The sequence below is a fragment of the Povalibacter uvarum genome (assembly GCF_014202975.1).
Classification (GTDB): Bacteria; Pseudomonadota; Gammaproteobacteria; order Steroidobacterales; family Steroidobacteraceae; genus Steroidobacter; species Steroidobacter uvarum.
On sequence record NZ_JACHHZ010000001.1, the window covers coordinates 1,219,883 to 1,244,188 of the forward strand.

At 62.8% G+C, this 24,306-nt stretch carries 21 protein-coding genes; 9 read left to right on the forward strand and 12 right to left on the reverse strand.

Annotated elements, in window-relative coordinates:
* Positions 1-45: 45 nt before the first annotated feature.
* The 8 genes from hrpA to HNQ60_RS05270 form a co-directional block, all read right to left on the reverse strand.
* Positions 46-3,966 carry an ATP-dependent RNA helicase HrpA gene (hrpA, locus tag HNQ60_RS05235; protein WP_184329926.1) on the reverse strand — a complete coding sequence of 1,307 codons (3,921 nt, stop codon included), beginning with the start codon at positions 3,964-3,966 and terminating at the stop codon, positions 46-48.
* Positions 3,967-4,009: 43 nt separating this feature from the next.
* Positions 4,010-5,383, reverse strand: coding sequence for an ATP-binding protein (locus HNQ60_RS05240; RefSeq protein WP_184329927.1), 1,374 nt, complete (start codon positions 5,381-5,383; stop codon positions 4,010-4,012).
* Between the two features lie 179 nt (positions 5,384-5,562).
* Positions 5,563-6,246, reverse strand: coding sequence for a response regulator transcription factor (locus tag HNQ60_RS05245; RefSeq protein ID WP_184329928.1), 684 nt, complete (start codon positions 6,244-6,246; stop codon positions 5,563-5,565).
* The gene (locus HNQ60_RS05250; protein ID WP_184329929.1) at positions 6,246-6,545 is read right to left on the reverse strand and encodes a PepSY domain-containing protein; all 300 of its coding nucleotides are present in this window, start codon (positions 6,543-6,545) and stop codon (positions 6,246-6,248) included. The genes HNQ60_RS05245 and HNQ60_RS05250 overlap by 1 nt, the downstream gene beginning before the upstream one ends.
* A 57-nt stretch (positions 6,546-6,602) precedes the next feature.
* Complete coding sequence (locus HNQ60_RS05255) at positions 6,603-7,166, reverse strand: glycine zipper 2TM domain-containing protein (RefSeq protein WP_184329930.1); 564 nt, start codon at positions 7,164-7,166, stop codon at positions 6,603-6,605.
* A gap of 126 nt (positions 7,167-7,292) precedes the next feature.
* A complete protein-coding gene (mazG, locus tag HNQ60_RS05260; RefSeq protein WP_184329931.1) occupies positions 7,293-8,069 on the reverse strand; it encodes a nucleoside triphosphate pyrophosphohydrolase in 777 nt (258 codons plus the stop codon).
* Positions 8,070-8,105: 36 nt separating this feature from the next.
* Positions 8,106-8,747 (reverse strand): NUDIX hydrolase, encoded by a 642-nt coding sequence (locus tag HNQ60_RS05265; RefSeq protein WP_184329932.1) that lies wholly within the window; start codon positions 8,745-8,747, stop codon positions 8,106-8,108.
* Entirely contained in the window at positions 8,744-10,165 is a 1,422-nt protein-coding gene (locus HNQ60_RS05270) for a class II fumarate hydratase (RefSeq protein WP_184329933.1), read from the reverse strand. Before HNQ60_RS05270 ends, HNQ60_RS05265 begins: the two co-directional genes overlap by 4 nt.
* A 68-nt stretch (positions 10,166-10,233) precedes the next feature.
* On the opposite strand from HNQ60_RS05270, the gene purB reads away from it, so the two are divergent.
* The 6 genes from purB (at position 10,234) to HNQ60_RS05300 (ending at position 18,175) form a co-directional block, all read left to right on the forward strand.
* Positions 10,234-11,601: an adenylosuccinate lyase gene (purB, locus tag HNQ60_RS05275; protein WP_184329934.1), complete on the forward strand. Its 1,368-nt coding sequence runs from the start codon at positions 10,234-10,236 to the stop codon at positions 11,599-11,601.
* 88 nt (positions 11,602-11,689) lie between these two features.
* Complete coding sequence (locus HNQ60_RS05280) at positions 11,690-12,211, forward strand: NUDIX hydrolase (protein WP_184329935.1); 522 nt, start codon at positions 11,690-11,692, stop codon at positions 12,209-12,211.
* A gap of 50 nt (positions 12,212-12,261) precedes the next feature.
* Positions 12,262-13,395 carry a tRNA 2-thiouridine(34) synthase MnmA gene (gene mnmA / locus HNQ60_RS05285; RefSeq protein ID WP_184329936.1) on the forward strand — a complete coding sequence of 378 codons (1,134 nt, stop codon included), beginning with the start codon at positions 12,262-12,264 and terminating at the stop codon, positions 13,393-13,395.
* Between the two features lie 174 nt (positions 13,396-13,569).
* Positions 13,570-16,263, forward strand: a complete 2,694-nt coding sequence (acnA, locus tag HNQ60_RS05290; RefSeq protein WP_184329937.1) for an aconitate hydratase AcnA — start codon at positions 13,570-13,572, stop codon at positions 16,261-16,263.
* Between the two features lie 156 nt (positions 16,264-16,419).
* Positions 16,420-17,196, forward strand: coding sequence for an enoyl-CoA hydratase-related protein (locus tag HNQ60_RS05295; RefSeq protein ID WP_184329938.1), 777 nt, complete (start codon positions 16,420-16,422; stop codon positions 17,194-17,196).
* A gap of 28 nt (positions 17,197-17,224) precedes the next feature.
* Positions 17,225-18,175, forward strand: a complete 951-nt coding sequence (locus tag HNQ60_RS05300) for a hypothetical protein (protein WP_407676435.1) — start codon at positions 17,225-17,227, stop codon at positions 18,173-18,175.
* Positions 18,176-18,283: 108 nt separating this feature from the next.
* Here the strand turns inward: HNQ60_RS05300 and HNQ60_RS05305 are convergent, their stop codons facing one another.
* The gene (locus HNQ60_RS05305) at positions 18,284-18,631 is read right to left on the reverse strand and encodes a hypothetical protein (protein ID WP_184329940.1); all 348 of its coding nucleotides are present in this window, start codon (positions 18,629-18,631) and stop codon (positions 18,284-18,286) included.
* Between the two features lie 136 nt (positions 18,632-18,767).
* Between HNQ60_RS05305 and HNQ60_RS05310 the strand changes: the two genes are divergently transcribed.
* Positions 18,768-19,634, forward strand: a complete 867-nt coding sequence (locus tag HNQ60_RS05310) for a GFA family protein (protein WP_184329941.1) — start codon at positions 18,768-18,770, stop codon at positions 19,632-19,634.
* Positions 19,635-19,653: 19 nt separating this feature from the next.
* Here the strand turns inward: HNQ60_RS05310 and HNQ60_RS05315 are convergent, their stop codons facing one another.
* Both HNQ60_RS05315 and HNQ60_RS05320 read right to left on the reverse strand, forming a co-directional pair.
* Positions 19,654-20,211, reverse strand: a complete 558-nt coding sequence (locus HNQ60_RS05315; protein ID WP_184329942.1) for a hypothetical protein — start codon at positions 20,209-20,211, stop codon at positions 19,654-19,656.
* Complete coding sequence (locus HNQ60_RS05320) at positions 20,208-20,642, reverse strand: XRE family transcriptional regulator (protein WP_184329943.1); 435 nt, start codon at positions 20,640-20,642, stop codon at positions 20,208-20,210. The genes HNQ60_RS05315 and HNQ60_RS05320 overlap by 4 nt, the downstream gene beginning before the upstream one ends.
* A gap of 164 nt (positions 20,643-20,806) precedes the next feature.
* On the opposite strand from HNQ60_RS05320, the gene HNQ60_RS05325 reads away from it, so the two are divergent.
* Positions 20,807-21,718 (forward strand): alpha/beta fold hydrolase, encoded by a 912-nt coding sequence (locus tag HNQ60_RS05325; RefSeq protein WP_184329944.1) that lies wholly within the window; start codon positions 20,807-20,809, stop codon positions 21,716-21,718.
* Positions 21,719-21,773: 55 nt separating this feature from the next.
* Here the strand turns inward: HNQ60_RS05325 and creD are convergent, their stop codons facing one another.
* Complete coding sequence (creD, locus tag HNQ60_RS05330) at positions 21,774-23,105, reverse strand: cell envelope integrity protein CreD (RefSeq protein ID WP_184329945.1); 1,332 nt, start codon at positions 23,103-23,105, stop codon at positions 21,774-21,776.
* Positions 23,106-23,319: 214 nt separating this feature from the next.
* On the opposite strand from creD, the gene msrP reads away from it, so the two are divergent.
* Positions 23,320-24,285 (forward strand): protein-methionine-sulfoxide reductase catalytic subunit MsrP, encoded by a 966-nt coding sequence (gene msrP, locus HNQ60_RS05335; RefSeq protein WP_184329946.1) that lies wholly within the window; start codon positions 23,320-23,322, stop codon positions 24,283-24,285.
* The last annotated feature ends 21 nt before the right edge of the window (positions 24,286-24,306 follow it).

Below are 24,306 nucleotides of genomic sequence, written 5' to 3' on the forward strand. Positions count from 1 at the left end.
TAGCTCCCCCAGGTCACGGAGCCGCCATGGCTCCGTGACTCTCTTTCAGACTCGTCGCGATTCCGCTCGCGCGAGTTCCAGCTGATCCGCCAGTCTCTTGTCCGATACCGGCGTCGCCGTTCGCAGATCCTGCGCAAACAGCGAGACGCGGAATTCTTCGATCATCCATTGCAGCCGATCGAGCTCGATTCGCGCCCCGTGGGCGTGAGACATCTTTTCGAGATCGCGAGACGCTTTCGCGAACGGTGTGATCCGATTCGCGAGCTCGGCATCGCGCTTGAAATTGCCACCGACCTTGTCCAGGCGACGCGTCAGCGCTTTCAGATAGCGCGGCAGATGAGACCACAGCAGGCGCGGCACATCGCGGGGGAAGCCAGGTGGAATCAGCGAGTTCAGCTGTGCGGTCGTATCGTCGACGACGGCAGCGAACGCCGGGCCCTTCAATCCCGAGAGCTTCTCGCGCGCCGCACGCATCTGCGTCAGCAGCTCGATGACATGCGTGGCGAGCCGATCGACGTGGTCACCGAATTGTGCCCGCTTTCGATCGATCAACTGCTGAAACTCCGGCTCGGTTCGCGGAAGCGGCGCGGCCTCGGAAAGGAAGCACTCGGCGAAGGCCATCTCGGCAAGACTATCTGGCAGCGGACGACCGGCGTTAAGACCCTGCCCGAGCAGAACGAGCTCCCGCCGATCCGCAAATCGTTTGCGCGCGTACTTGAATTGCTCGGGCAACGCGAGCACCGCGAGCCGCAGCACGCCTTCCCACAGCAATGACTCCGCCTCCTGCGGGCTCTTTGCTTCGATCACTTCGACACTGTCGCCACGATCGCGCAGCGTCGGATACACGGTGAAGCGCAAACCGCTTCGCTCGACCTCCTGGGTCGCCGGCAGCTCGCCGAAATCCCAGCTGCGATGTTTCGACGCCGCAAGCTCACGAGCAACCGCGCGCGTATCGGAATGCTTCGCACGGAGGCTGCGCTTCAGTTCAGTCAGATCGCGGCCTTCACCAATCCGCTTACCCTGCAGATCCATGACACGAATGTTGAACCTGAGCGCGTCGGGCACCGGAAGCGAGGCTACTTCCTGCCCCGAGATTGCTTCGCCGCTGGCACGGGTGATCCACGCGGCGACGGCTGCATTGAAGTCGATCTGATGCTGAAGTTCCTTGGTCGCTCTTGCCGCGTATTCGGGCACCGGAACGAGTGTCTTGCGGATCGGCTTGGGCAGCGAACGAAAGACAGCCGTCACCTTCTCCTCGCGCCAACCTGGAATCAGCCACGCGAGCTGACCTGCCTCGAGTGAACCGATCAACGGCTCGGGGACGGTGATCGTTACGCCATCGTCGGGCAGCGACGGCTCGAATCGATACTCGAGCGGCAGCTGATTGCCGGCGACATCGAGCTTGTCCGGGAAGTTGCTCGCCGTCACGTCCTCGACCGAGCGACGGGTGAGATCGGCCAGCGTCATCTTCAACGCGGCACCATGCCGACTTGCCGGGTCCTTCAGCCATCGTTCCATTGCCGCGATGGAGTTGATCTCGGGCGGCAAGCGCGACAGGTAGAAATCGCTCTGCGCCTGTTCATCGATCAGGATGTCACGGCGGCGGATCTTCGCTTCCATGCGCTCGACCTGTGCCTTCAACGCACGGTTCTCCGCAAGGAACGGCGCGCGCAGGCGCGACCGGCCTTCAATCAATGCCTCACGAACGAAGATCTCCTGCGCTTCGCGCGGCGCCACGTTGCCGTAGTTCACCCGCCGACGAGCAGCGAGCGTCAGGCCGTAGAGCGACGTCGATTCAAAGGCCGCGACGAATCCCCGCTCCTCCACCCAGTGCGGCTCGCTGTAGTTGCGTTTGACCAGGTGCTGACCGGCAGCTTCGATCCACTGGGGCTCGACGGCCGCGACCATTCGTGCGTAGAGACGCGTCGTTTCCATGAGGCTTGCCGCCACTACCCACTTGGGCGGTTTAGACGACAGCGGCGTACCTGGCGCAATTACGAAGCGCGTGCCGCGCGCACCCTCATACTCCCGCCGCTCATCGAGGATGCCGATGCCGCCTAGAAAACCCGTGAGGATCGCCTGGTGCAGATCGCCGTACTCGGCGGCCACCTGATTCGCCGGCAGCTTCAGCTCTTCGACGATATCGCCGAGCTGACGATGCAGCTCCTGCCATTCGCGCATCCTCAGGAATGACAGGAAATTCTCGCGGCACCATTTCCGCAGTTGATTGCCGGACAACGCCGCGCTCTGGTCGTTGAACAGCTTCCACAGATTCAGGATCGTGACGAAGTCCGAGCGCTGATCCGCGTAAGTCGCATGCCGCTGATCCGCCTGCTGCTGCGCATCTGACGGGCGCTCGCGCGGATCCTGGCTGGCAAGGAATGCACTCAGCACCAGCATCTCCGTCACACAGTTGTGATGGCCTGCCGCGATGAGCATGCGCGCCAGTCGCGGATCGACCGGCAGCGCCGCAATCTGCTTGCCGAGGCTGGTCACGCGACGGTCGTCGTCGACTGCCTTCAGCTCCTGAAGGAGTCGGTAGCCGTCATTGATCAACCGCGTATCCGGCGGATCGACGAACGGAAAATCCTCGGGCTCACCCAGCCCGAGCGTCGCCATCTGCAGGATGACGCTCGCCAGGTTCGTTCGCAGGATTTCAGGCGGCGTGAACTCCGGCCTTTGCAGGAACTCGTCTTCGGCGAACAGGCGAATGCAGATGCCCTCCGCTTCGCGGCCGCAGCGTCCTTTGCGTTGATCCGCGCTGGCCTGCGAAACAGGCTCGATCGGCAGACGCTGAACTTTTCCGCGTACGCTGTACCGACTGATGCGCGCGAGACCTGAGTCGATCACATAGCGAATACCTGGCACCGTGAGCGATGTTTCCGCGACGTTGGTCGCGAGCACGACCCGGCGCTGGGTGTGGCGCTCGAAGATGCGTTCCTGATCGCGTGTCGAGAGGCGCGAATACAACGGCAGGATTTCCGTGTGGTGAAGCTTCGCTTTGCCCAGCTCATCCGCGGCGTCGCGAATCTGCTTCTCGCCCGGCAGGAACACGAGCACATCGCCACGCGAATCGCGATCGAGCTCCCGCACCGCATTCACGACGCCTTCCGGCAACGACAGTTCCGTTTCTTCGTCGTCGCCGATCAGCGGCCGATATCGCACTTCGACCGGATAGCTGCGGCCAGAGACCTCGATCACCGGCGCGCCACCGAAGAAATCCGCGAACCGCTGTGGATCGATAGTCGCCGACGTGATGATGATTCGCAGGTCGGGTCGCTGCGGCAGCAGGCGCTTCAGGACGCCCAGGAGGAAATCGATGTTGAGGTTGCGCTCATGCGCCTCGTCGATGATCAGCGTGTCGTAGCGCCGCAGCTGCCGATCGTTTTCGATCTCACGCAGCAGGATGCCGTCCGTCATCAGCTTCACGCGGCAATCCGGTCCGGTGCGATCGGTGAAGCGCACTTGATACCCCACTGCACCACCGACTGTGGTCGCGAGCTCCACTGCGAGGCGATCCGCGATCGCTCGCGCAGCGATACGCCGAGGCTGCGTGTGACCAATCATGCCGAACGCACCCCGTCCGGCTTCGAGGCAGATCTTCGGCAACTGCGTCGTCTTTCCCGAACCGGTCGCGCCGCAGACAACGATCACCTGACGGCTCGACAGTGCTCGCGCGATTTCCTCGCGGTGCGCGGTGATGGGCAGTTCAGGATCGAAGTCGAGCCGCAGCGGGAGTCCGCGCAAGCGTTCGACTTGTGCCGCGGACCTGGCGATCGACTCGCTCAGCGCAGCAATCACCCGCTCGAAATCGCCGCCGACGTTCTTGCGTCCGAACAGGCGATCGAGCTCGCGTGAGAGCCGCGCACGGTCAGCGTGCCGCGTGAGCTGCAGTTGCTCGCGCAGCGCCAGCAGCTTTTCGCTGACGGACCGCGGGGAAAGTGAATCGGGCGTCGAACTGGACACGGGAAACGAAACTGACCGGCCAAAACGGGCCGGCATTGTAATTTCAAATGGGCGGCAGACGTATCTCGATCAGAGCCCCGCCCAAAGCGGATTCGCCGATATGCAGGGTGCCGCCATTGAGTTTGGCGACCTCGCGCACGACGGAGAGGCCGATTCCCTGCCCACTGACCCGTTCGTCGAGCCGCGCGCCTCGATCGAGGACGCGGGCACGCTCCGCCTCCGGAATACCCGGCCCATCGTCTTCGACGATCAACTGCAGGCCATCACGACGGGCCGCGGGGCTCGCCAGCCGATTCGCCGTCAGCCGGACCCGGCTCTTTGCCCACTTGAACGCGTTGTCGAGCAGGTTGCCCGCCATCTCCGACAGGTCTTCCCGATCGCCGAAGTACATGCAGCCTTCAGCCACACTCAAATCGCACACGATGCCGCGATCCATGTACACCTTGAGCAGCGCGCCTCGCAGTGCTTCCAATGCTGCTCTTACATCGACGGGTGCGGTTCCCAATCCCGTACCGCCTGACGCCGCTGCACGCTTGAGCTGGTACTTCACGATGTCGTCCATGCGTCCGACCTGCTCGTCGAGTTGGCGCGCGATGGTCAACTTGCTCGCCTCCGAGGCGCCGAGAAGGTTTCGCATGACGGCGAGCGGCGTCTTGAAGCTGTGGGCAAGATTCCCGAGCGTATTGCGATAGCGCTGCAGCCGGTCGCGCTCGCTGCGCAACAGCGTATTGAGATTGGTGGTGATGCCCAGCAGCTCGCGGGGATAACCTCCTCCCAGCTCAGTCATCTCTCCGACTTCGATCGCTTCGATCTCGCGCTCGACGCGCCTGAGCGGTGCAAGCAGGCGGCGCAGCAGAATCGCAAGGCCGCCCAGCAACAGCAGCATCAGTACGCTGAACCAGCCGAACAGCTGCACGCGGAATCGGTTCAGCTGTGCGTAGTAGGGATCGCGGCTCTCTGCCACGCTGTAGACGAATGAGCGCTTCTTGCGGTTGTTGAATTCCCATTCGATGCCGCGACTCAAAGCGAGCACGACCGTGCCATCAGCGCTGCGCAGTTCTCCGAAACGACGCTCGCCCGTTTTCAGCGCAGGCGCAAAATCAAGGCCGGTGCCCGCGAGCGAAGGCGAACGCCAGCTGCGATAACCGTCGCTGCGCACGATCTCTCCGTAGAGCCCCGATCCCGGATTGTTGAACCGGATTTCCGCGAGTTGCGGCGCCGGCTGCAGGCCGCCGTTGGTATCTTCGTCCGACGCCGTGATCAGCGCGAGGAGCTGGATCTCCAGCCGATCGCGCACCGATCGCTCCGCGAGATCGCGAAACACCAGGTCGAGCGCGACGATCGTGATGCCGAAGAACACGACGAGCAGCACGCTGACGGACGCCAGCAGTCGGGTGCTTAGCGAGTGCGGCTGCATCTAGAGCCAGAAGCCGGAATCTCCACGGGGGACACGGGGATCACGGGGCAGAAAAAATTTCTGAAGAATGGAATCGCCATGAAGATTCTGGATTGAGCGCGCCCTAATTGTTCTTTGGCTCTTACCCTGTGATCCCCGTGTCCCCCGTGGAGATCTCCATTCCGGCATTCCGCACGCCCTCAGGCGCTGTCCCTCTGCAGCGCGAAGCGGTATCCGCGTCCCCGCAGCGTCTCGATGGGCTTGATGGTGTCGTCGGGATCGAGCTTGCGGCGCAGGCGGCCGATGAAGACCTCGATCGTGTTGCTGTCACGGTCGAAGTCCTGCGCGTACAGACGATCGGTGAGCTCGGCTTTTGAAATGACTTCGCCGGCGCGATGGATCAGGTATTCGAGAATGCGGTATTCGAAGCTGGTCAGCTCGACGCGCTTGCCGTTGACGGACACTTCCTGCGTACGCGGGTCGAGCGCCACGGGGCCGCAACGCAGCACCGGTTGTGCCCATCCGCCGGACCGGCGCAACAGCGCCTGGGCCCGTGCGAGGAGCTCCTCGAAATGAAAGGGTTTGGCAACGTAGTCGTCCGCACCCGCCTGCAGGCCTTCGACCTTTTCCTGCCAGCGATCACGCGCCGTCAGGATCAGGATCGGATAGGACTTGGACTCGGCGCGGAGTTTGCGGATCAGCTCGAGGCCCGGGAGCTTCGGCAACCCGAGATCGACCACGGCGAGATCGAGCGCGTATTCGCGCCCACAGTAGAGGCCTTCCTCGCCGTCGGCTGCCTGGTCCACGGTGAAGCCGGCTTCCTTGAATTGCTCCGCGAGCGATTCACGCAACGCGGCTTCGTCCTCGACAACCAGTACACGCATCAGTACATCTGCCCGGTCTGAGCATCGACCTGCACGGTCCAGACCCTGCCATCGCCGCTGAGCAGCCGGATGTGGTAGACGACGCGGTCGCCGCTGACGGACTGCTGCGTCTTGACGGCCTTCGCGCGGTAGCGACTCTCAGCCATGTTGACGGCCTGGTCGAGCGACACGCGGGGGCGCTCCGCCTGCCTGTCGCTGCGCGGTCGTTTCTCGATGAGATTCTGCGCGTTCGCAACCGGCGTCCCGACGGCCAGGACGAGCGCCGCAAACAAAGCCAGAATCGAAAAGCGGGATCGCATGGGGGCGGTAGTTTACGGTCGATGGGGTGCGGATTCACACCCCATCGACCCCTCAAATCAGCCTTCGGCCGGTGCGACGGCCACACGGACCCGGATCTTGGCGCCCGGATCGTAAGCCATGCGGGTGGTGTACTCGCGGCCGTTGTACTCGTACGTCACCCGGTAACCCTCGATGCGCTCCTCGTACTGGTCCTCGTAGCGGACCTCGCAGCGCTGTACGACTTCCTGAGTCGAGTTTCCCTGAGCGCGGCGCGCGCTGTCATAACCCACGCCCGCACCGATGGCGGCACCGGCGATCGTCGCCGCATCATTTCCACGGCCGCTACCGAACTGGTGTCCGATCACACCGCCAATGATGCCGCCGAGCAGGGTCCGGCCGCCCACCGAGGGATCGGAAATGTGCGGACGCGATTCGACGGTCTCGTCCCAGCACTCACGGCGCGGCGTCTCGACTCGCACCTGGCGCACGATCGGCTCCGAGCGCACGACCGGGGCGTAGTCGTAGCCGTCATCGTAGGAGCGGTTGTGACGCGAATTGGACCACGGCGGCGGCGCTGCCAGCGCGGCAGTCGTCACGCTCAATCCAACCAGAATCACGAGGGCTCGCCCGACAGTCGCCATGTTCTTCTCTCCCTCCCGGCGGAAATGGAGCCGGGCATGGGAGACACGATAGGGTTCAGGCTCTGAATGGAGACTGAATCCCCTGCGGACCCGGCGGTGTGACGCCGGTGACGAAAAGTGACGCCGTCATTTGCCTTCGCGCTTTGCTTCGTCCCAGAGGCTGTCCATTTCCTCGAGCGTCGATTCCTTCGGGGTTTTCCCCTGCTCGTTCAGGCGCCGTTCAATATGGCGGAAGCGGCGCTCGAACTTGGCGTTCGTGAGTCGCAAGGCATTCTCGGGGTCGATCTTCAGGTATCTGCAGACGTTGACCAGGCAGAACAGGAGATCGCCGAGCTCCTGCTCGACTTCCTTCGGGTCCGCGCCTGTCGCGATCTCTTGTCGGAGCTCGCCGATTTCCTCCTGAACCTTGTCGATTGCGCCGGAAACGTCGGCCCATTCGAAACCCACCTGCGCGGCACGCTTGCCGAGCTTGTTCGCACGAGTAAGTGCGGGCAAGCCGACGGGGACGTCATCGAGAACGCTGTCATGCAAAGCCGCACGCTCACGCCGCTTCTGTTCTTCCCAGGCGATCGTCTGCTGCTCCGCGTCCGCGATCGTGGCCGTGCCGAACACGTGCGGGTGACGTCGCTCCATCTTGTCGCAGATCGCCGCGACGACGTCATCGAATGCGAAGGCACCCTGCTCTTTCGCAAGCTGCGAATGAAAGGCGATCTGGAACAGCAGGTCGCCGAGTTCGTCACGCAACTGCGGCAGATTGTTGCGCTCGATCGCGTCGGCGACTTCGTATGCTTCTTCGATGGTATACGGCGCGATGGTGGAGAAATTCTGCTGCAGATCCCACGGACAGCCGCGCCGCGGATCCCGCAACCGGGCCATGATCTCGAGAAGACGCGTGATGGGCATGGGATCGGTCCGTGTGAGTGAATGACGCGCGTTGGCTCACGCTTGCCGAAGCAGCCGGTAGAACGCCATCAGCATGCCCGCGGTCGCACCCCAGATGCGATGGCTGCCGAACGGGATGTCATAGACCTGGACGGAAGCATCACCGATCTTGCGTTCGCGCGAGAGATGATTCGCTTCGTCGAGCACATGCGACAGCGGTACTTCGAAGGCGGAATCGACTTCGCGCTGATCGAGCTTGAGCGCAAACCCCGGACGCACGAACCCGACGACCGGCGTCACCCAGAATCCCGTGAGAATGACGTGCGGCTCCATGTAGCCCACGACCTGAACGAAATCGCGGGACAGGCCGATCTCTTCTTCCGTTTCGCGCAACGCTGTCGCGCCCGGGCCGTCGTCCGTGAGCTCGACCTTGCCGCCGGGAAAACTGATCTGGCCGGCATGATTCTTGAGCTGCGCCGATCGCTGCGTGAGCAGCACCGAAAGCCCTTCCTCGCGATCGATGATCGGCACAAGGACCGCCGCCGGGACCGGCGAGGCCGGATAGAACTGGCGCACGATCGAAGTCGCCTCGGGCGCCATGCCTCCGGGCAGCGCCGCGCTGAAATCCGTAGGGGGTCGAGAGCCTCTGAGCTTCTCCTCGATCAGACCCCGAAGCGCGATGCGATCCTGAGCGATCAACCGCCACCCTCGGCCTTCACGCCGCCTCGTGTCAGTTCGCGCGGGTCGAGCAAGCGGTTCAGCTCTTCTTCGGAAAGCTTCGTGTTCTCCGCGGCGACGTCCCGCACGGAACGTTTCTCCGCATACGCCTGCTTCGCGATCTTCGCGCCCAGTTCGTAACCGATCACCGGGTTCAGCGCCGTGATGAGAATGGGATTGCGCTCGAGCGCCGCGTCCACCGCCGTTTGATTCACCGTGAACCCGCCAATCGCCGCGTCCGCCAGAACGCGTGCCCCGTTCGACAGCAGATCGACACTCTGCAGCAGATTGTGAGCGATCACCGGGAGCATCACGTTGAGCTGGAAATTGCCGGACTGGCCCGCGATCGTGATCGTCGTGTCGTTGCCGATCACCTGCGCCGCGACCATCGCAACGGCTTCCGGGATGACCGGATTGACCTTGCCCGGCATGATGCTGCTGCCCGGCTGTAACGCAGGCAGCGAGATCTCGCCGAGGCCCGCCAGCGGACCGCTGTTCATCCAGCGCAGGTCGTTCGCAATCTTCGTCAGCGACACCGCGAGTGTCTTCAGCTGTCCCGAGAGCTCTACTGCTGCATCCTGCGATGACAGCGATTCGAAGTAGTTCGTGCTCGCGCGCAGTTCGAGACCACTCTTCACCGACAGGTAGCGCGCCGCCAATGTCGCGAACTTCGGATCGGCGTTGATTCCGGTTCCCACCGCAGTGCCGCCCAGCGCGATCTGCTGCAGGCGCGGCCGGCAATCCATGACTCGCGCCGTCCCGTGCTCAATCTGCGCATGCCAGCCGCTCATTTCCTGGCCGAACGTCACCGGCATCGCATCCATCAGATGCGTGCGGCCGGTCTTCACGATGTCGCCGATCTCGCCGATGCGCCGGCTGATCACGGCGTTCAGATACGCCAGCGCCGGCAACAGGTGCTGCTCGACCGCCAGCAATGCGCTCAGATGAATCGCCGTCGGAATGACGTCGTTCGAGCTCTGGCTCATGTTGACGTGATCGTTCGGATGCACCGGGAGGCCCGCAAAGCGGCTCGCCAGGCGCGCGATCACCTCGTTCGCATTCATGTTGCTGCTGGTGCCCGACCCCGTCTGGAACACATCGACGGGGAATTGCGAATCGTGCTTGCCTTCGATGACCTCGAGGCTCGCCTTCTGAATGGCGCCGGCCCGCTTCGGATCGAGCGCGTCCAGTTCGAGATTCGCCGTTGCGGCGGCCCACTTGATGAGGCCGAGCGCGCGAATGAAATCGCGCGGCATCCTCAGGCCGCTGATGGGGAAGTTCTCGACTGCGCGTTGCGTCTGCGGCCCCCAGAGGGCGTCCGCGGGCACCTTCAGTTCGCCGAGACTGTCATGCTCGATCCGAAAACCGCTTTGCGTCACAAGGACTCCGTCGAATCGCATTGTCCAGGAACGTTCCCGCAGGGATTTGCGCGAAGCGCGCAGCCGGGAGCGTGCGGTATGATTCTACAATGAACATCCACCTCCTGAACGCCATCTCCCCCATCGATGGCCGCTATGCGGACAAGTGCGCCGAACTGCGGCCGCTTTTCAGCGAGCGCGGCCTGATCCGTCAGCGTGTCCGCGTCGAAGCCCTCTGGTTGAAGGCCCTGGCCGCCGAGGCCGCCATTCCCGAATTGCGCGGTCTGCCGGCCGAAGCCATCACGATCCTCGATACGCTCGCCGCCGCGCTTACTGATGCGGATGCGGTCGAAGTCAAACGCATCGAGCGCGAGACCAATCATGACGTGAAGGCGGTCGAATACTTCGTGAAGAGCCGCCTCGATGGCGTGCCGGCCTGGCGGTCGCGCCGCGAGTTCGTGCACTTCGCCTGCACTTCCGAAGACATCAACAATCTCAGCTACGCGCTGATGCTGAAGGAAGCCCGCGATCAGGTGCTGTTGCCGCGTCTGGATACTCTGATCTCGCGCCTGCGCACGCTGGCGCACGCCAATGCCGAAGTACCGATGATGTCCCGTACCCACGGCCAGCCCGCCACACCGACGACGCTTGGCAAGGAAGTCGCGAATTTCGTTTACCGCTTGCAACGCCAACGACTGCGCTTCGCCGCGGTCACGATCGAGGGCAAGATCAATGGCGCTGTGGGCAACTTCAATGCACACCTGGTCGCGTATCCGAACGTCGACTGGCCGTCCCTCGGCTCACGATTCGTCGAATCGCTGGGCCTGACCTGGAATCCCTATACGACCCAGATCGAGCCGCACGACTGGAACGCCGAGTACTTCGACGCGCTCGCCCGCATCAACACGATCCTCGTCGATTTGTGCCGCGATTTCTGGGGCTACATCTCGCTCGGGTATTTCCGCCAGCGCGTCGTCGCGGGGGAAGTCGGCTCCTCGACGATGCCGCACAAGGTCAATCCGATCGATTTCGAGAATGGCGAGGGCAACCTCGGGCTCGCAAACGCGATGCTGCGGTTCCTGGCCGACAAGCTTCCGGTGTCCCGCTGGCAGCGCGATCTCACCGACTCGACGGTGCTGCGCAACGTCGGCGTGGCCGTCAGTCACTCGCTCATCGCCTGGCGCTCGATCGAGCGTGGACTGGAGCGCGTGGATGTGGACGCCAGACAGCTGGCTGCCGACCTGGATGCAAACTGGGAGCTGCTCGCCGAACCGATCCAGACTGTCATGCGGCGCTTCGGGGTCGAGAATGCCTATGAGCAGCTGAAATCCCTGACGCGGGGACAGCGGATCGACGCCGTCGCAATGCGGCAGTTCATCGAAGGATTGGCCATTCCGCCAGAGGCAAAAGCCCTGCTGCTGGAGCTCACCCCCGCCACCTACACTGGGGTCGCGGGCCAACTGGCCAGGAACGTCTGACTTTCGCCCGGGTGCCCTTTCCGACCGTGGCATGCTAATGTGGAGCCGCGTCACAATTTGGTCGTAAGGGCGCGGATATACTCACAAAATGTCTTTGAGACCCGACCTTACCGTCGCTGCGGTCATCGAACACGATGGCCAGTTCCTGCTCGTCGAAGAACGGGTGGGCAATGCCATGGTGTTCAACCAGCCTGCCGGCCATGTCGAGCGCGGTGAAGAGCTCATCGCCGCCGTGATTCGCGAAACGCTGGAAGAGACCGCCTGGACTTTCCGTCCGGACGCACTCACCGGCATCTACCTCTGGGACCAGCCGGAAAAGCAGCGCAGCTTCCTGCGCTTCACGTTCTGCGGCCAGGTGACCAGCCACGACCCGCATCGCCGCCTCGATCGCGGCATCGAGCGTGCGTTGTGGATGAGCCGCGCACAGATCGTGATGCGCTCGTCCCGCCTTCGCAGCCCCATGGTGCTGCGATGTATCGACGACTATCTCGAAGGCCGTCGCTATCCGATGGAAGTCGTGCAACACATGCTTCGGACGATTACCACGGGCGGCGTGGATGATCGCCGTGCCCGTGGCGACGAGCTGCCGATCATCGACCGTCTTTCGTAAGTTCCGCTGCTGCGGCATCCTGCCGTGGCGTTCCCTTCCTTCCGTAGTCCATGGCCTCTCCTCTCGTCATCGTCGGCATGTCTGGCGGCGTCGACTCTTCAGTCGCTGCCTGGTCGCTCCTGCAGCAGGGATACGAGGTGCAGGGGCTCTTCATGAGCAACTGGGACGAGGATGAGGACGGATACTGCACCGCTGCACAGGACTACCAGGATGCTCGCAGCGTCTGCGAGAGCATCGGCATTCCGCTGCACAAGGTCAGCTTCGCGGGCGAGTATCGCGAGCGCGTCTTCGCGTACTTCCTCGATGAATATCGCGCGGGCCGCACACCGAATCCCGATGTGCTCTGCAATCGCGAGATCAAGTTCGGCGTCTGCTTCGACTACGCGCGACGGCTCGGGGCCGAATGGGTTGCGACAGGCCACTACGCACGCGTCACGCATGGCGATCGACCTCGGCTGTTGAAAGCGGTCGACGGCGAGAAGGACCAGAGCTACTTCCTCCATGCGATGCCGGCGTCGGCGCTGTCGCGCACGCTCTTTCCGATCGGCGATCGACACAAAGACGAGATCCGTCGGATCGCGCGTGATCTGACGCTGCCGGTGTTCGACAAGAAGGACAGCACCGGCATCTGCTTCATCGGCGAGCGTCCGTTCGCGGAGTTCCTGTCGCACTACTTGCCCGCTCAGCCAGGCGATATCGAGACGCCGCAGGGCGAGAAACTCGGGCGCCACCAGGGACTGATGTTCTACACGCTCGGACAGCGCCAGGGCCTGCGCATTGGGGGAAAAGCTGATGCCACGGAAGCGCCCTGGTACGTCGCGCGCAAAGATCTCGCACGTAATGTGCTGATTGCCGTCCAGGGACATGACCATGAGGCGCTGCTGAGCGATTCACTCATCGCATCGCAGCTGACCTGGGTGGCCGGCGCACCGCCGGCTCAGCAGTTCGAATGCACAGCGAAGGTGCGTTATCGGCAGCCTGATCAGCCGTGCGCCGTCTCGGTTCGCCCCGACGGCAGCGTCGAGGTGCGATTCACCACGCCCCAGAGGGCCGTTACGCCCGGCCAGTACGCCGTTTTCTACGCCGGCGAGGAGTGCCTGGGCGGCGGAGTCATCGAGTCGATCCAGCGCGAATCCGGCACCGAATCGACGTCGCGCGACAAGACTGATTTGGCTGCGTATTGACTGTCCTTGCGGGTCAGACGAGGCCCATCGGGTTGCCAGACTTTCTCGATATTGCAACGCGCATTTCGATGCGGCCGGAGATCTCCTTTGCCCTTGTAGCCGCTATAATCCGCCGCGATTTAAACGGGGGCCCCAATCACTTCGGCACCCGCCCTTTTTCCTCCCGGAGGACGCATGAAAGACTCGTTCAAGGCGCGCACGACGCTCGCTAGCGGCAGCAACAACTTCGAAATCTTCAGCCTGGCCGCGCTGAAGGACCGCAACGTCGCACGCCTGCCCTATTCCCTGAAGATCCTGCTCGAGAACCTGCTTCGCTTCGAAGACGGCGTGAACGTCACGCGCGCGGACATCGATGCGTTGGTGAGCTGGGATCCGAAGGCTGCTCCTTCCTACGAGATCTCCTTCACGCCCAGCCGCGTGATCATGCAGGACTTCACCGGTGTGCCCGCGGTCGTCGATCTCGCCGCGATGCGCGAGGCGATGATCAAGCTCGGCGGCAATGCCGATGAAATCAATCCGCTGTCGCCGGCCGAACTGGTCATCGACCACTCGGTGCAGGTCGACGCTTACGGCACCGCCGACTCGCTCGCCAAGAACACGGCCATCGAGTTCGGTCGCAACACCGAACGTTATGAGTTCCTGCGCTGGGGCCAGACCGCGTTCCGCAACTTCAAGGTCGTCCCGCCGAACACCGGCATCGTTCACCAGGTGAACATCGAACACCTCGCACGCGTCGTGTTCGACTCGGAGAAGGACGGCGTGCGCTGGGCGTATCCGGACACGCTCGTGGGCACCGACTCCCACACGACGATGGTCAACGGCCTGGGCGTGCTCGGCTGGGGCGTCGGCGGTATCGAAGCCGAAGCAGCAATGCTCGGTCAGCCGGTCACGATGCTCATCCCGCACGTCATCGGCTTCAAGCTCATCGGCAACCTGCCGGCGGGTGCAACAGCCACCGACCTCGTGCTCACGGTCACCGAAATGCTTCGCAAGAAGGGCGTGGTCGACAAGTTCGTCGAGTTCTACGGCGACGGCCTCGCCAATCTTCCGCTCGCCGATCGCGCGACGATCGCGAACATGGCGCCGGAATTCGGCAGCACCTGCGGCATCTTCCCGATCGACAACGAAACGCTGCGCTACCTCGAACTGACCGGCCGCAATGCCGATCAGATCGAGCTCGTGAAGCAGTACGCGAAGCATCAGGGCATGTGGCGTGAAGACGGCGCGGCTCCTGCTGACTACACCGACGTTCTCGAGCTCGATCTCGGCACCGTGGAGCCTTCGCTCGCCGGTCCGAAGCGCCCGCAGGATCGCGTGCCGCTGCGCACCGCAAAGCAGGTGTACCAGTCCGCTTTCGTCAAGATGGGCGAAGAGCGCAAACAAAAGAATCCGACGGCAACGGGCACGGGCTCGACGACGATGGATGGCAAGTCTTTCGACGTGACCGACGGCGCCGTGCTGATCGCGGCGATCACGAGCTGCACCAACACGTCGAATCCCGCTGTGCTCATCGCTGCCGGCTTGCTGGCTCGCGCGGCGCGCAAGCGCGGCCTGACGTCGAAGCCCTGGGTGAAGACCAGCCTCGCGCCCGGCTCGCGCGTCGTGACGGACTATCTGGCGAAGGCCGGCCTCGCGCCGGATCTCGAAGCACTCGGCTTCTACACCGTCGGCTACGGCTGCACGACCTGCATCGGCAACTCCGGCCCGCTGCGTCCTGAGATCTCGACTGCGGTGAAGACTGGAGATGTCGTCGCCTGCTCCGTGCTCTCGGGCAACCGCAACTTCGAAGGCCGCGTGCATCCGGAAGTAAAGATGAACTTCCTCGCATCACCGCCGCTGGTCGTGGCCTACGCGCTGGCCGGCACGCTGAATCTCGATCTCACGACCGAACCCCTGGGCACCGGCAGCGACGGCAAGCCGGTCTACCTCAAGGACATCTGGCCGACGCCAGCCGAGATCCAGGAGTTCATCTCGAAGTCCGTCGACTCGACGATGTTCCGCAAGGGCTACGCCAGCGTGTTCACGGGTGACGAGAACTGGAATTCGATCCGCCTGCCGGCGGGCAAGATCTACGCGTGGAACGACAAGTCCACGTACGTGAAGAACCCGCCGTACTTCGTCGGCATGACGATGAAGCCGAACTCCATCGCGGATATCCGCGCCGCACGCGTTCTCGCGCTGCTCGGAGACTCGGTAACGACAGATCATATTTCGCCCGCGGGTGACATCTCCAAGTCGAGCCCGGCTGCGAAATACCTCGTCGCGCAGGGTGTGCAGCCGGTGGACTTCAACTCCTACGGCGCTCGCCGCGGCAACCATGAAGTCATGATGCGCGGCACCTTCGCCAACATCCGTCTGCGCAACCAGCTTGCGCCTGGCACGGAGGGCGGCGTGACTGTTCACGTGCCGAGTGGTGAGCAGATGAGCATCTTCGACGCTGCGATGCGCTACAAGCAGGAAGGCACGCCGCTGATCGTGATCGCCGGCAAGGAATACGGCACGGGCTCATCGCGTGACTGGGCCGCCAAGGGCACGATGCTGCTGGGCGCTCGCGCGGTCATCACCGAGAGCTTCGAGCGCATCCATCGCTCGAACCTGATCGGCATGGGCGTGCTGCCGCTGCAGTTCAAGGAAGGCCAGAACGCTCAGTCGCTCGGCCTCACGGGCAAGGAAAGCTACGAGATCATCGGACTGAACGGCGGCGCGGCGAAGGTCGTGACCGTCGTGGCAACGCCGGATTCCGGTGCGCCGATCAAGTTCGAAGTTCGCGTCCGCATCGACACGCCGAAGGAACGCGAGTACTTCCAGCATGGCGGCATCCTGCACTACGTGCTGCGCCAGCTGGCGGGCGCCGGCAAGGCAGCCTGATCCGCACAACGGAAAAGGCCAGCGACGATCGAAAAGGGGGAGCTCTGCTCCCCCTTTTCTTTTGTATCCCTGTCGCCATTCGCCGAAGGCCCCGCCATTGAACGGCGCATGACGGCCAGCCGATAATCGCCGTCCAGGTTCTTTCCGGAGTTCGCCATGACCGAGCACATCCGCGTCACCGTCGAAGATCGCGTCATGCGAATTGCGTTCAATCGCCCAGAGAAAAAGAACGCGATCACCAACGCGATGTATGTGGCCATGGGCGAAGCGCTGACTCGTGCCGAGAGCGATCCGCAGATCCGTGCCGTCCTGTTCGAGGCCGAAGGCGACGCCTTCACCGCAGGCAACGATCTCGCCGATTTTGCCGCTGTTGCAGCCGGCAAGATGGCGCGCAGCGAAATGAAGGCACACGTATTTCTCGAAGCACTCGCGCGCGGCCAGAAACCATACGTTGCCGCGGTGCAGGGCTTCGCGGTTGGCGTCGGCGTCACGATGCTCATGCATTGCGATCTCGTCTACATCGCTGACGACGCGAAGCTGACGACTCCCTTCGTCAATCTCGCGCTCGTTCCCGAAGCAGCATCGAGCTGGCTCATCCCGGCCCGCATCGGACATGCCCGGGCGTTTGCCATGTTCGCGCTCGGTGAACCTGTCGACGGTCGCACCGCGGCTTCGATCGGAATCGCCAACGCTTCACTACCCGTCAGCGAGGTGCGCGCGAAAGCGTGGGCCGCCGCGCAGGCTCTGGCTTCACGGCCCCTGGGCGCAGTGCAGGCGACGAAGAAGCTCATGCGTGACGCTGCGGCGATCTCCGCAGTCATGAGCCGCGAAGGCGAAATCTTCGGTCAGCGACTGCAGACGGCGGAAGCTGCTGAAGCGTTCCGCGCTTTTGCCGAACGTCGCGCACCGGACTTCTCCAAGGTTTCAGGCTGACCAACCCAGGCGATCAGGGACGATCACGATCATGCAAACACCATTCGCTACCCCACTGCAGGACAACGGCGATCTCCTGGTCGGACCGCTCAGAGGGCCGCGCCAGATGCTCGCGGCACAGCAGTACGACAATCACACGTCGATTCACGACGATGCGACCGCGCAGAAGCTCGGCTTCAAAGGCGGGACCATCGAAGGCCCGACGCACTTCAGCCAGTTCGTTCCGCTGTGCGTTGCGACGTGGGGCGTTCGCTGGCTCGAACAGGGCTGCCTGTCAGCGCACTACCGCAATCCCTGCTTCGAGGGCGAGCAGGTCCGCGCGTTCCTTGCGAAACCAAAGGATGGCGCCACACAGACGACGATCTGGATGCAGCGCGAGGACGGCACGGAGATTCTGCGCGGCACGGCATCCGTCGGTGAGAGCAATCCGCCGTCGGCGCTGGAGCAGCGTATCTCTCAGCTCGAACCACCGGAGAAGCTCGTCATCCTGCGCGACGTGCGCGTCGGCATGCGAACAGCCCGCCAGCGAGTCCGCATGGGATTCGATCAGCACATGGGCGATCTCTATCCGTTCACGCTCGCCGACAAGCTCAGGGTCATCACGGAAACTTCCCCGTGGTACACCGCGGACGGAGCAACAGCTTCGCCGTGGAAGAAGCCAGTCATTCCCGTCGAGATGATCAGCGTGCTGTTGAACCACGCTCGCGACACGAAGCCCTTCCCCGTCCATGGCCCCGTTGTCGGGCTCTTCGCCGATCAGGAAATCCGCCTCATCAAGGGACCTCTGTTCGTCGGCGAAGAGTACGAGATCGACCGCGAGGTCGTGGCCCTGAGCGGCAGCCGGCGAACGGAGAGCATGTGGATTCGCACGCGCGTCATGCGTCCGGGAACAGATGAGGTCGTCGCAGCGATGCTGCTGAACTCGGCGTCACTGAAGGATTCGTACGCGAACTACGCCGCGGATCTGGCGCGGCTCTGAGCCCCTGTCATTCCCGCGAAAGCGGGAATCCATCCGGATATGAGGCATGGATTCCCGCTTTCGCGGGAATGACGAAGGCTACGCTCGCGGGAAGACGGACACTACGCTTCAGCGTCCCTGCCGCTTCATCGGCGGCCGGCCCGTGCTCTTGGTGTTCTTCCCGAAGCGTGCCTGCTGCTGGATCCGCTTCATCAACTGCAGATGCTGAGGCGGCGGCAACTCCGGCTCGTCCTCGACACTCCACTGTTCCTTGAACGCGCGCATCGCCTCTTCCTGAACTCCGGCATGCCGGCTGGACAGCATCAGGGACGACGGAGCGCACACGCGAGCGCGGATCAGACCGAGGTCTTCAGCGGCATGGAAGAGGCTCGGATACCAGCTCTGCCAGGTCGGCAGCAGCTGCTCCACCTGCTCACGCAGGCTCTGCCGCTGTGGAATGTCCGCAACCGTGTTCATCACTTAGTTGTACCACGGACTTTGTTGCGGGTTGAACCCATGAAAACCCGAATTTTCGCCCCGACCGCGGCTGCAGTGGAGCACCGCGTCACACATTGGTATCGTGCCGATGACCCCATCGGCACCTGGAGGCCGCATGACATCGGCTGCTCGCGCACCTACGCAGGGAACGTGCCTTTGCGGCGCCGTTCGCTACGAAATCGACGGCCCCTTCACAATGGTGGTGCATTGCCATTGTTCAATGTGCCGCAAGCATCACGGCGGATCGTTCGCCACCTTTGCCGCCGCGCCGCTGATGGGATTTCGCTGGATCAGCGGAGCCGACCACATCACCGTGCATGAGTCATCCGAGAAAGGCCGGCGATATTCCTGCAAGACCTGCGGCTCCGTCACACCGATGGTGATGAAAGAGCTCGATCAGGTAATCGTCCCCGCCGGCAATCTCGAAGGAAGTCCCGACATCCAGCCATCCGCTCATTGGTTCGTGACGTCGAAGGCGCCCTGGCACACGATCACGGACTCGTTGCCCCAGCACGAAGAGTATCCGGAAGAGTTCGGTATCACAGGCGTGACGCGCACACCTGTCGAACCCAGGCCGGGAATAGTCGCGGGCAGCTGCCTGTGCGGCGATGTGGCCTACGAAGTGTCGGGTCCCTTCCTGCGCATGGTGAACTGTCATTGCACACGCTGCCGGCGCGGACGAAGCAGCGCACACGCGACGAACCTCGTGTGCAAGATCGACCATCTGCGGCTTGTGCGTGGCGAAGGCAACGTCGTGCGCTACAAAGTTCCGGACGCGCGATTTTTCACCGTCGGCTTCTGCCGCCGCTGCGGAGGAGCCGCACCTCATGTCTCAGCAGAACGGGGTATCGCCCTCATCCCCGCCGGTTCGCTGGACTGCGATCCTGGCCTACGCCCGCAAGCTCACATCTTCGTGAAGTCAGGCGCGAACTGGTTCCGCATCACCGACGACCTGCCTCAGTTCGCGGAGGCGATGCCCTGACAGTGAGCCGCCACGACGATCATCGGCCCAGCAGTTGTTCGAGAACATCCGCGGCGGGCCTGCCGAATCGCCGTGCGAGTCGCCTCACCAGATCGATGTTGACGGGCACCGTCGCGCTCCTGAGCGCATAACGCGCATCGGCGACATCCTGGGGTCCTCCAGCGAAGCACTTCATGGCAATGAAGTCTTCGAGGCCGATCACGCGAACCGAGCTGCCTGCAAACGGTACGTCGATGGAGCGCGCAAAGGCTTGCTTGTCCAGGCCGCGAAGCCCGGCAAGCAGATCCACCCGGTTACGGTGCCGATCGCTCAGTGCAAGCAAAGCCGGAATAGGATCGTCCGCGTCCCCACGGCGCAGATCGGTGTCGAATCCCGCCTTCCTGAACACGCGTTCCAGCTGAGCAAGCTTCCCTATGCTGACGGCGATGAGGGCATCGGCGTCCAGCGTTGCGCGGACTGAACCGTGCACCGCTGCTGCCATGGCACCCACGACGGCGTATTCGATTTCCTGCTCGACCAGTACGACCGCAACGTCCATGAGGAGCAGCGGCGATTGGCCGGGCCCGTCAGCTTTCATGAGGATCGTTTACCAGCGCGATGCAGCGCGCCGACAAGCTGACTGTGCTTCAAATGAGCGTTCAGACGCTCCTCTGGTGTCATCTGCCGCGCGCTCTCGAGCAATGCATCGCGCGCCTCGTCAGCAAGCCTGGAGCGAGAACTCGTGCGTGTACTCTCGACATTACCCACGAACGCTCCCGCCTCCTCAGGCGCCTCTCCGATCTGCAGCGTCATCGGCAAACCCGCTCGAACTGCAACGCGAATCAGCAGCTCGAGTGACACACCGGCCACCCGGCCATTCAAGATCTTGCTCAGCGTTGGCTGGGGAATACGCAACCGTTTCGCAGCCACAGTCTGATTGAGCTGCTGCCTGCCCAGATGGCGTGCGAGCTGCAACGCCACATCGGTACGCAGCGCGTGGACGGTCTTGATGTCGGTTTGAGCCGTCATAGTATATTAACTATAACCTTATCGAATTACATATGAAAGCATCATCGACGAATCGGCCCAACCCATTGATTCCCGTAGCCTCAACCGCGCTCTGCGCACGCGTGTACAAGTCATGCGTCCATCGGCTTGCGACTATCGCCTCGACTCGATCATCGGAGCGCGATATGAAGTGGCTGGCCAGTTTGTGCGTTCTCATCCTCTGCGCTGTCGCACACAGCACCTCATCCGCGAGCGATGCTGCAAGCGCGAGCACCGAGTACGTTTCCGTCAAGGGTGTACGCATCGCGTACCGGTCGATCGGAGACGGCGCTCCCCTCCTTCTCGCCACCCGGCTCCGCGGGACGATCGACACCTGGGATCCGCTCTTTCTCGATCTGCTGGCCCGGAAGCACCGCGTCATCACGTTCGACTATCCGGGGATCGGTTACTCCGAAGGATCGATGCCTGACGATCTCGGCGCCGTGGCATCGACAGTCGCCAGTCTGGCCGCGGAGCTGAAGCTGAAATCCTTCACGATCGTTGGATGGTCATGGGGCGGACTGGTCGCGCAGACGCTTGCCGTCGAGCATCCGCAGCTGATCGATGCCGTCATATTGATCGCCACCAACCCGCCCGGCGAAGTGCCCTACCCTGCCAGCAAAGCGTTCCTGGATCGGGCGATGAAGCCAGTCAATGATCTGGCGGACGAAGAGGTGCTGTTCTTCGAACCTGCCGACGCCGACAGTCGCGCCGCGGCGAAGCGCTCGCACGAGAGAATCCATGCCCGCTCCGGCGTCACCGAACACATTCCGTCGCGCATGGAGCAATTCCAGCCCTATTTCGTCGCGGCGCAATCGTTCAGAGCAGACAAGGCGGATCTGCGTGGTCGTTTCAGTTCCTCATCGGTTCCAAAGCTGCTGATCACTGGAGACAACGACACCAGCACGCCCGGCCAGAACTGGTTCCCGTTGATGCGCCAGCTGCGCAACGTGCAGCTCATCATGTACTCCCAGACCGGACATGCACCGCAGCATCAGCACCCGGAACGGAGCGTAAGTCACATCGAGACATTCCTGCTTCAGAAACACAGCAAGTGATGTCGCGCTGCCGCAGATCGGAGACGGCGTGAACACGCCGTCTCCGTGAATCGGGCTATCCCGCTTCCACCGCGTCATCGTCTCCATACCAGTTCAAGCGCCGCGTCGCGATCATCACGCCAGCCAGTGCGACGAAGAGAATGATTGCGCCCATCAGCAGTGCGTAGTCCTCGGACAGCACGAGCATGTAGAGCAGACCGTACACGATCGCCATCGCGGTGCCTGCGACAGTCCCGCGTACCCTGCTTCTCAGAACACCCGCGATGTAGACGCCGATCAGGGCAACCAACGCGCAGGCAGCAATGAGATACGCCAGCCAGAAGCTCAGGTGCTCGGACAGCGCGATCAGCAGCAGATAGAACACGCTGAGCGCAAGGCCGACCAGCAGATACTGCAATGGATGAATGCGCATGCGGCTCACCTGCTCCCATGCAAAGAAGGTCAGAAACGTGAGCGCAATGAACAGCAGCGCGTACTTGATCGCACGTTCGCCGCGCTGGTAGGCATCGACCGCCTGATACAGCCCCACGCCGAGCGCGGACCCCACCACGGTTTCGTCCGCGACTTCGTAGCGCGTGAAGGCCTGCCGATACGAGCGGTTCAGCTCCAGCACCTGCCAGCGCGCACTGAATCCCTGGTCGCTGATCGACCGCTCGACCGGCAGGAACGCGCCCTGGAACGACGGATGAGGCCAATCGGATTGCAGCGCGACTGTCGTAGTGCTTCCCAGCGGCAGTACGGAGAGAGCGCGGCTGCCGGCGATGACGGTGTTGAATGCGAACTTCACCGGGTTGGTGCCGCCGGAGATAGTCCCAGGATCGATCGTGGCTTCTACTCCCCGATACAACCCCTGCCCCGCCGGACCGAACTTCACGTCAGTCCCGGCAAATCGCGCGAGCCCCACTTCGCGCAGGCTGCGTACGTCCGACAGCGGCAAACGCAGTCGCGCCTGATCCCATCGATACGTCACTCCAGGCTGATCGAGCAACGGCTTCAGCGCTTGCGGATCGAAATGCCCGTTGATGCGGACACTCGCCAGGTAGACTGGCACGGCATAGATACCGACGTAGCGCGGCTCGCTTTCGAGATTGAGGTCGACATCCACATCGAGCGAGGCCGGCAGCAGATACAGATCGCTCGGTACGATCCTCGTCTTGCCGTCTTCCGTCACTGACCTTTCCGTCGGAAGCACGAAGATCGGACCGCCGACCGTCAGGTCTCCGCCCCAGCCCTCCGCAACCTTCGAATACGCCTGCTCACGCGACATCGAACGCTCGGTAACGAGACCGCGCAGCATCATCAGCGGCACCAGCAGCAACAGGACAATTGCGCCGATCACGAACGCTTTCCACCCCACTGAGCCCGAGGCTCGAAACCCGATTGCCATGATGAACTCCCCTTATGACGATTCTTGACACCGCCATCAGCGTGACCCGCCAATCGGGCATTCCCGGGAGCGAATTCGGGCGAACTAGGGGCAGGCCGCGCGCATTCCGTAACTGCAGGGGAATCGCGAGGAGTGAGAGTGTTCTCCGGGCGTGATAATTTGCACCCGGCGCAGGTCTCTTCAGGTGTAAGAGATCCTCTGCAGGAGTTCGAGAATGTTGATCAAACGTCCCCGTCCCGGCGATTCAGCAGGCATCCTGCCCTCGCAAATCACTGCGGAAGGCACGTACCTCAGCCGCAGGACGCTGCTGCAGGCGGCGCTCGCAGCTGGAGTCACAGGCATCGGAGCCGCGTGGCCGGAGCCCGCCTCCGCCACGACGGATCTGACGTTCAAGCGCAACGAGGCATTCAGTACGACGGAGGCGCCAAATTCCTACGAGGACGTCACCGGCTACAACAATTTCTATGAGTTCGGCACGGGCAAGTCGGACCCTGCCGCCAACTCCGGCCGCTTCAAGCCAACACCCTGGACAGTGACCATCTCCGGCGAGGCAGAGACGACAGGCAAGTTCACGCTCGAAGATTTCCTGAAGCCGCACGCGCTCGAAGAACGCGTCTACCGCCTGCGGTGCGTCGAAGCCTGGTCGATGGTCATCCCGTGGGTCGGCGTGCCTCTGGGCGACGTGCTGAAACGCTTCAAGCCGACGTCGAAGGCAAAGTACGTCGCATTCAAGACGGTGATGCGTCCGAGCGAAATGCCAGGGCAGCGCTACGCCGTACTGGATTGGCCGTACGTGGAGGGGCTGCGAATCGACGAAGCGATGAATCCGTTGTCATTGCTCGCAGTCGGCGTTTACGGCAAGACGCTTCCAAACCAGAACGGCGCGCCGCTGCGGCTCGTGACGCCCTGGAAGTACGGTTTCAAGGGCATCAAGTCGATCGTCGAGATCAGTTTCACGGAGAAGGAACCGCCGACCTCCTGGAATATCTCCGCATCGCACGAGTACGGTTTCTACGCAAACGTGAATCCGAACGTCGATCATCCACGCTGGAGCCAGGCCCGCGAGCGACGAATCGGTGCCGGCCTGTTCAACGCAAGAATTCCGACCCAGATGTTCAACGGCTACGAGAAGGAAGTGGCGGGCTTGTATCGGGGGATGGATCTGGCGAAGAACTACTGAAGAAGCCCGCCAGCTGGCTAG

What these genes read in the sequence shown, in the direction of transcription:
- HNQ60_RS05295 (WP_184329938.1), top strand. Translation starts at nt 16,420, where the DNA reads ATGACCGAGCACATCCGCGTCACCGTCGAAGATCGCGTCATGCGAATT.
- creD (WP_184329945.1), bottom strand. Translation starts at nt 23,105, where the DNA reads ATGGCAATCGGGTTTCGAGCCTCGGGCTCAGTGGGGTGGAAAGCGTTC.
- acnA (WP_184329937.1), top strand. Translation starts at nt 13,570, where the DNA reads ATGAAAGACTCGTTCAAGGCGCGCACGACGCTCGCTAGCGGCAGCAAC.
- HNQ60_RS05305 (WP_184329940.1), bottom strand. Translation starts at nt 18,631, where the DNA reads ATGAACACGGTTGCGGACATTCCACAGCGGCAGAGCCTGCGTGAGCAG.
- HNQ60_RS05325 (WP_184329944.1), top strand. Translation starts at nt 20,807, where the DNA reads ATGAAGTGGCTGGCCAGTTTGTGCGTTCTCATCCTCTGCGCTGTCGCA.
- HNQ60_RS05240 (WP_184329927.1), bottom strand. Translation starts at nt 5,383, where the DNA reads ATGCAGCCGCACTCGCTAAGCACCCGACTGCTGGCGTCCGTCAGCGTG.
- HNQ60_RS05315 (WP_184329942.1), bottom strand. Translation starts at nt 20,211, where the DNA reads ATGAAAGCTGACGGGCCCGGCCAATCGCCGCTGCTCCTCATGGACGTT.
- HNQ60_RS05280 (WP_184329935.1), top strand. Translation starts at nt 11,690, where the DNA reads ATGTCTTTGAGACCCGACCTTACCGTCGCTGCGGTCATCGAACACGAT.
- HNQ60_RS05320 (WP_184329943.1), bottom strand. Translation starts at nt 20,642, where the DNA reads ATGACGGCTCAAACCGACATCAAGACCGTCCACGCGCTGCGTACCGAT.
- mazG (WP_184329931.1), bottom strand. Translation starts at nt 8,069, where the DNA reads ATGCCCATCACGCGTCTTCTCGAGATCATGGCCCGGTTGCGGGATCCG.
- HNQ60_RS05310 (WP_184329941.1), top strand. Translation starts at nt 18,768, where the DNA reads ATGACATCGGCTGCTCGCGCACCTACGCAGGGAACGTGCCTTTGCGGC.
- HNQ60_RS05270 (WP_184329933.1), bottom strand. Translation starts at nt 10,165, where the DNA reads ATGCGATTCGACGGAGTCCTTGTGACGCAAAGCGGTTTTCGGATCGAG.
- HNQ60_RS05250 (WP_184329929.1), bottom strand. Translation starts at nt 6,545, where the DNA reads ATGCGATCCCGCTTTTCGATTCTGGCTTTGTTTGCGGCGCTCGTCCTG.
- HNQ60_RS05245 (WP_184329928.1), bottom strand. Translation starts at nt 6,246, where the DNA reads ATGCGTGTACTGGTTGTCGAGGACGAAGCCGCGTTGCGTGAATCGCTC.
- HNQ60_RS05255 (WP_184329930.1), bottom strand. Translation starts at nt 7,166, where the DNA reads ATGGCGACTGTCGGGCGAGCCCTCGTGATTCTGGTTGGATTGAGCGTG.
- msrP (WP_184329946.1), top strand. Translation starts at nt 23,320, where the DNA reads ATGTTGATCAAACGTCCCCGTCCCGGCGATTCAGCAGGCATCCTGCCC.
- mnmA (WP_184329936.1), top strand. Translation starts at nt 12,262, where the DNA reads ATGGCCTCTCCTCTCGTCATCGTCGGCATGTCTGGCGGCGTCGACTCT.
- purB (WP_184329934.1), top strand. Translation starts at nt 10,234, where the DNA reads ATGAACATCCACCTCCTGAACGCCATCTCCCCCATCGATGGCCGCTAT.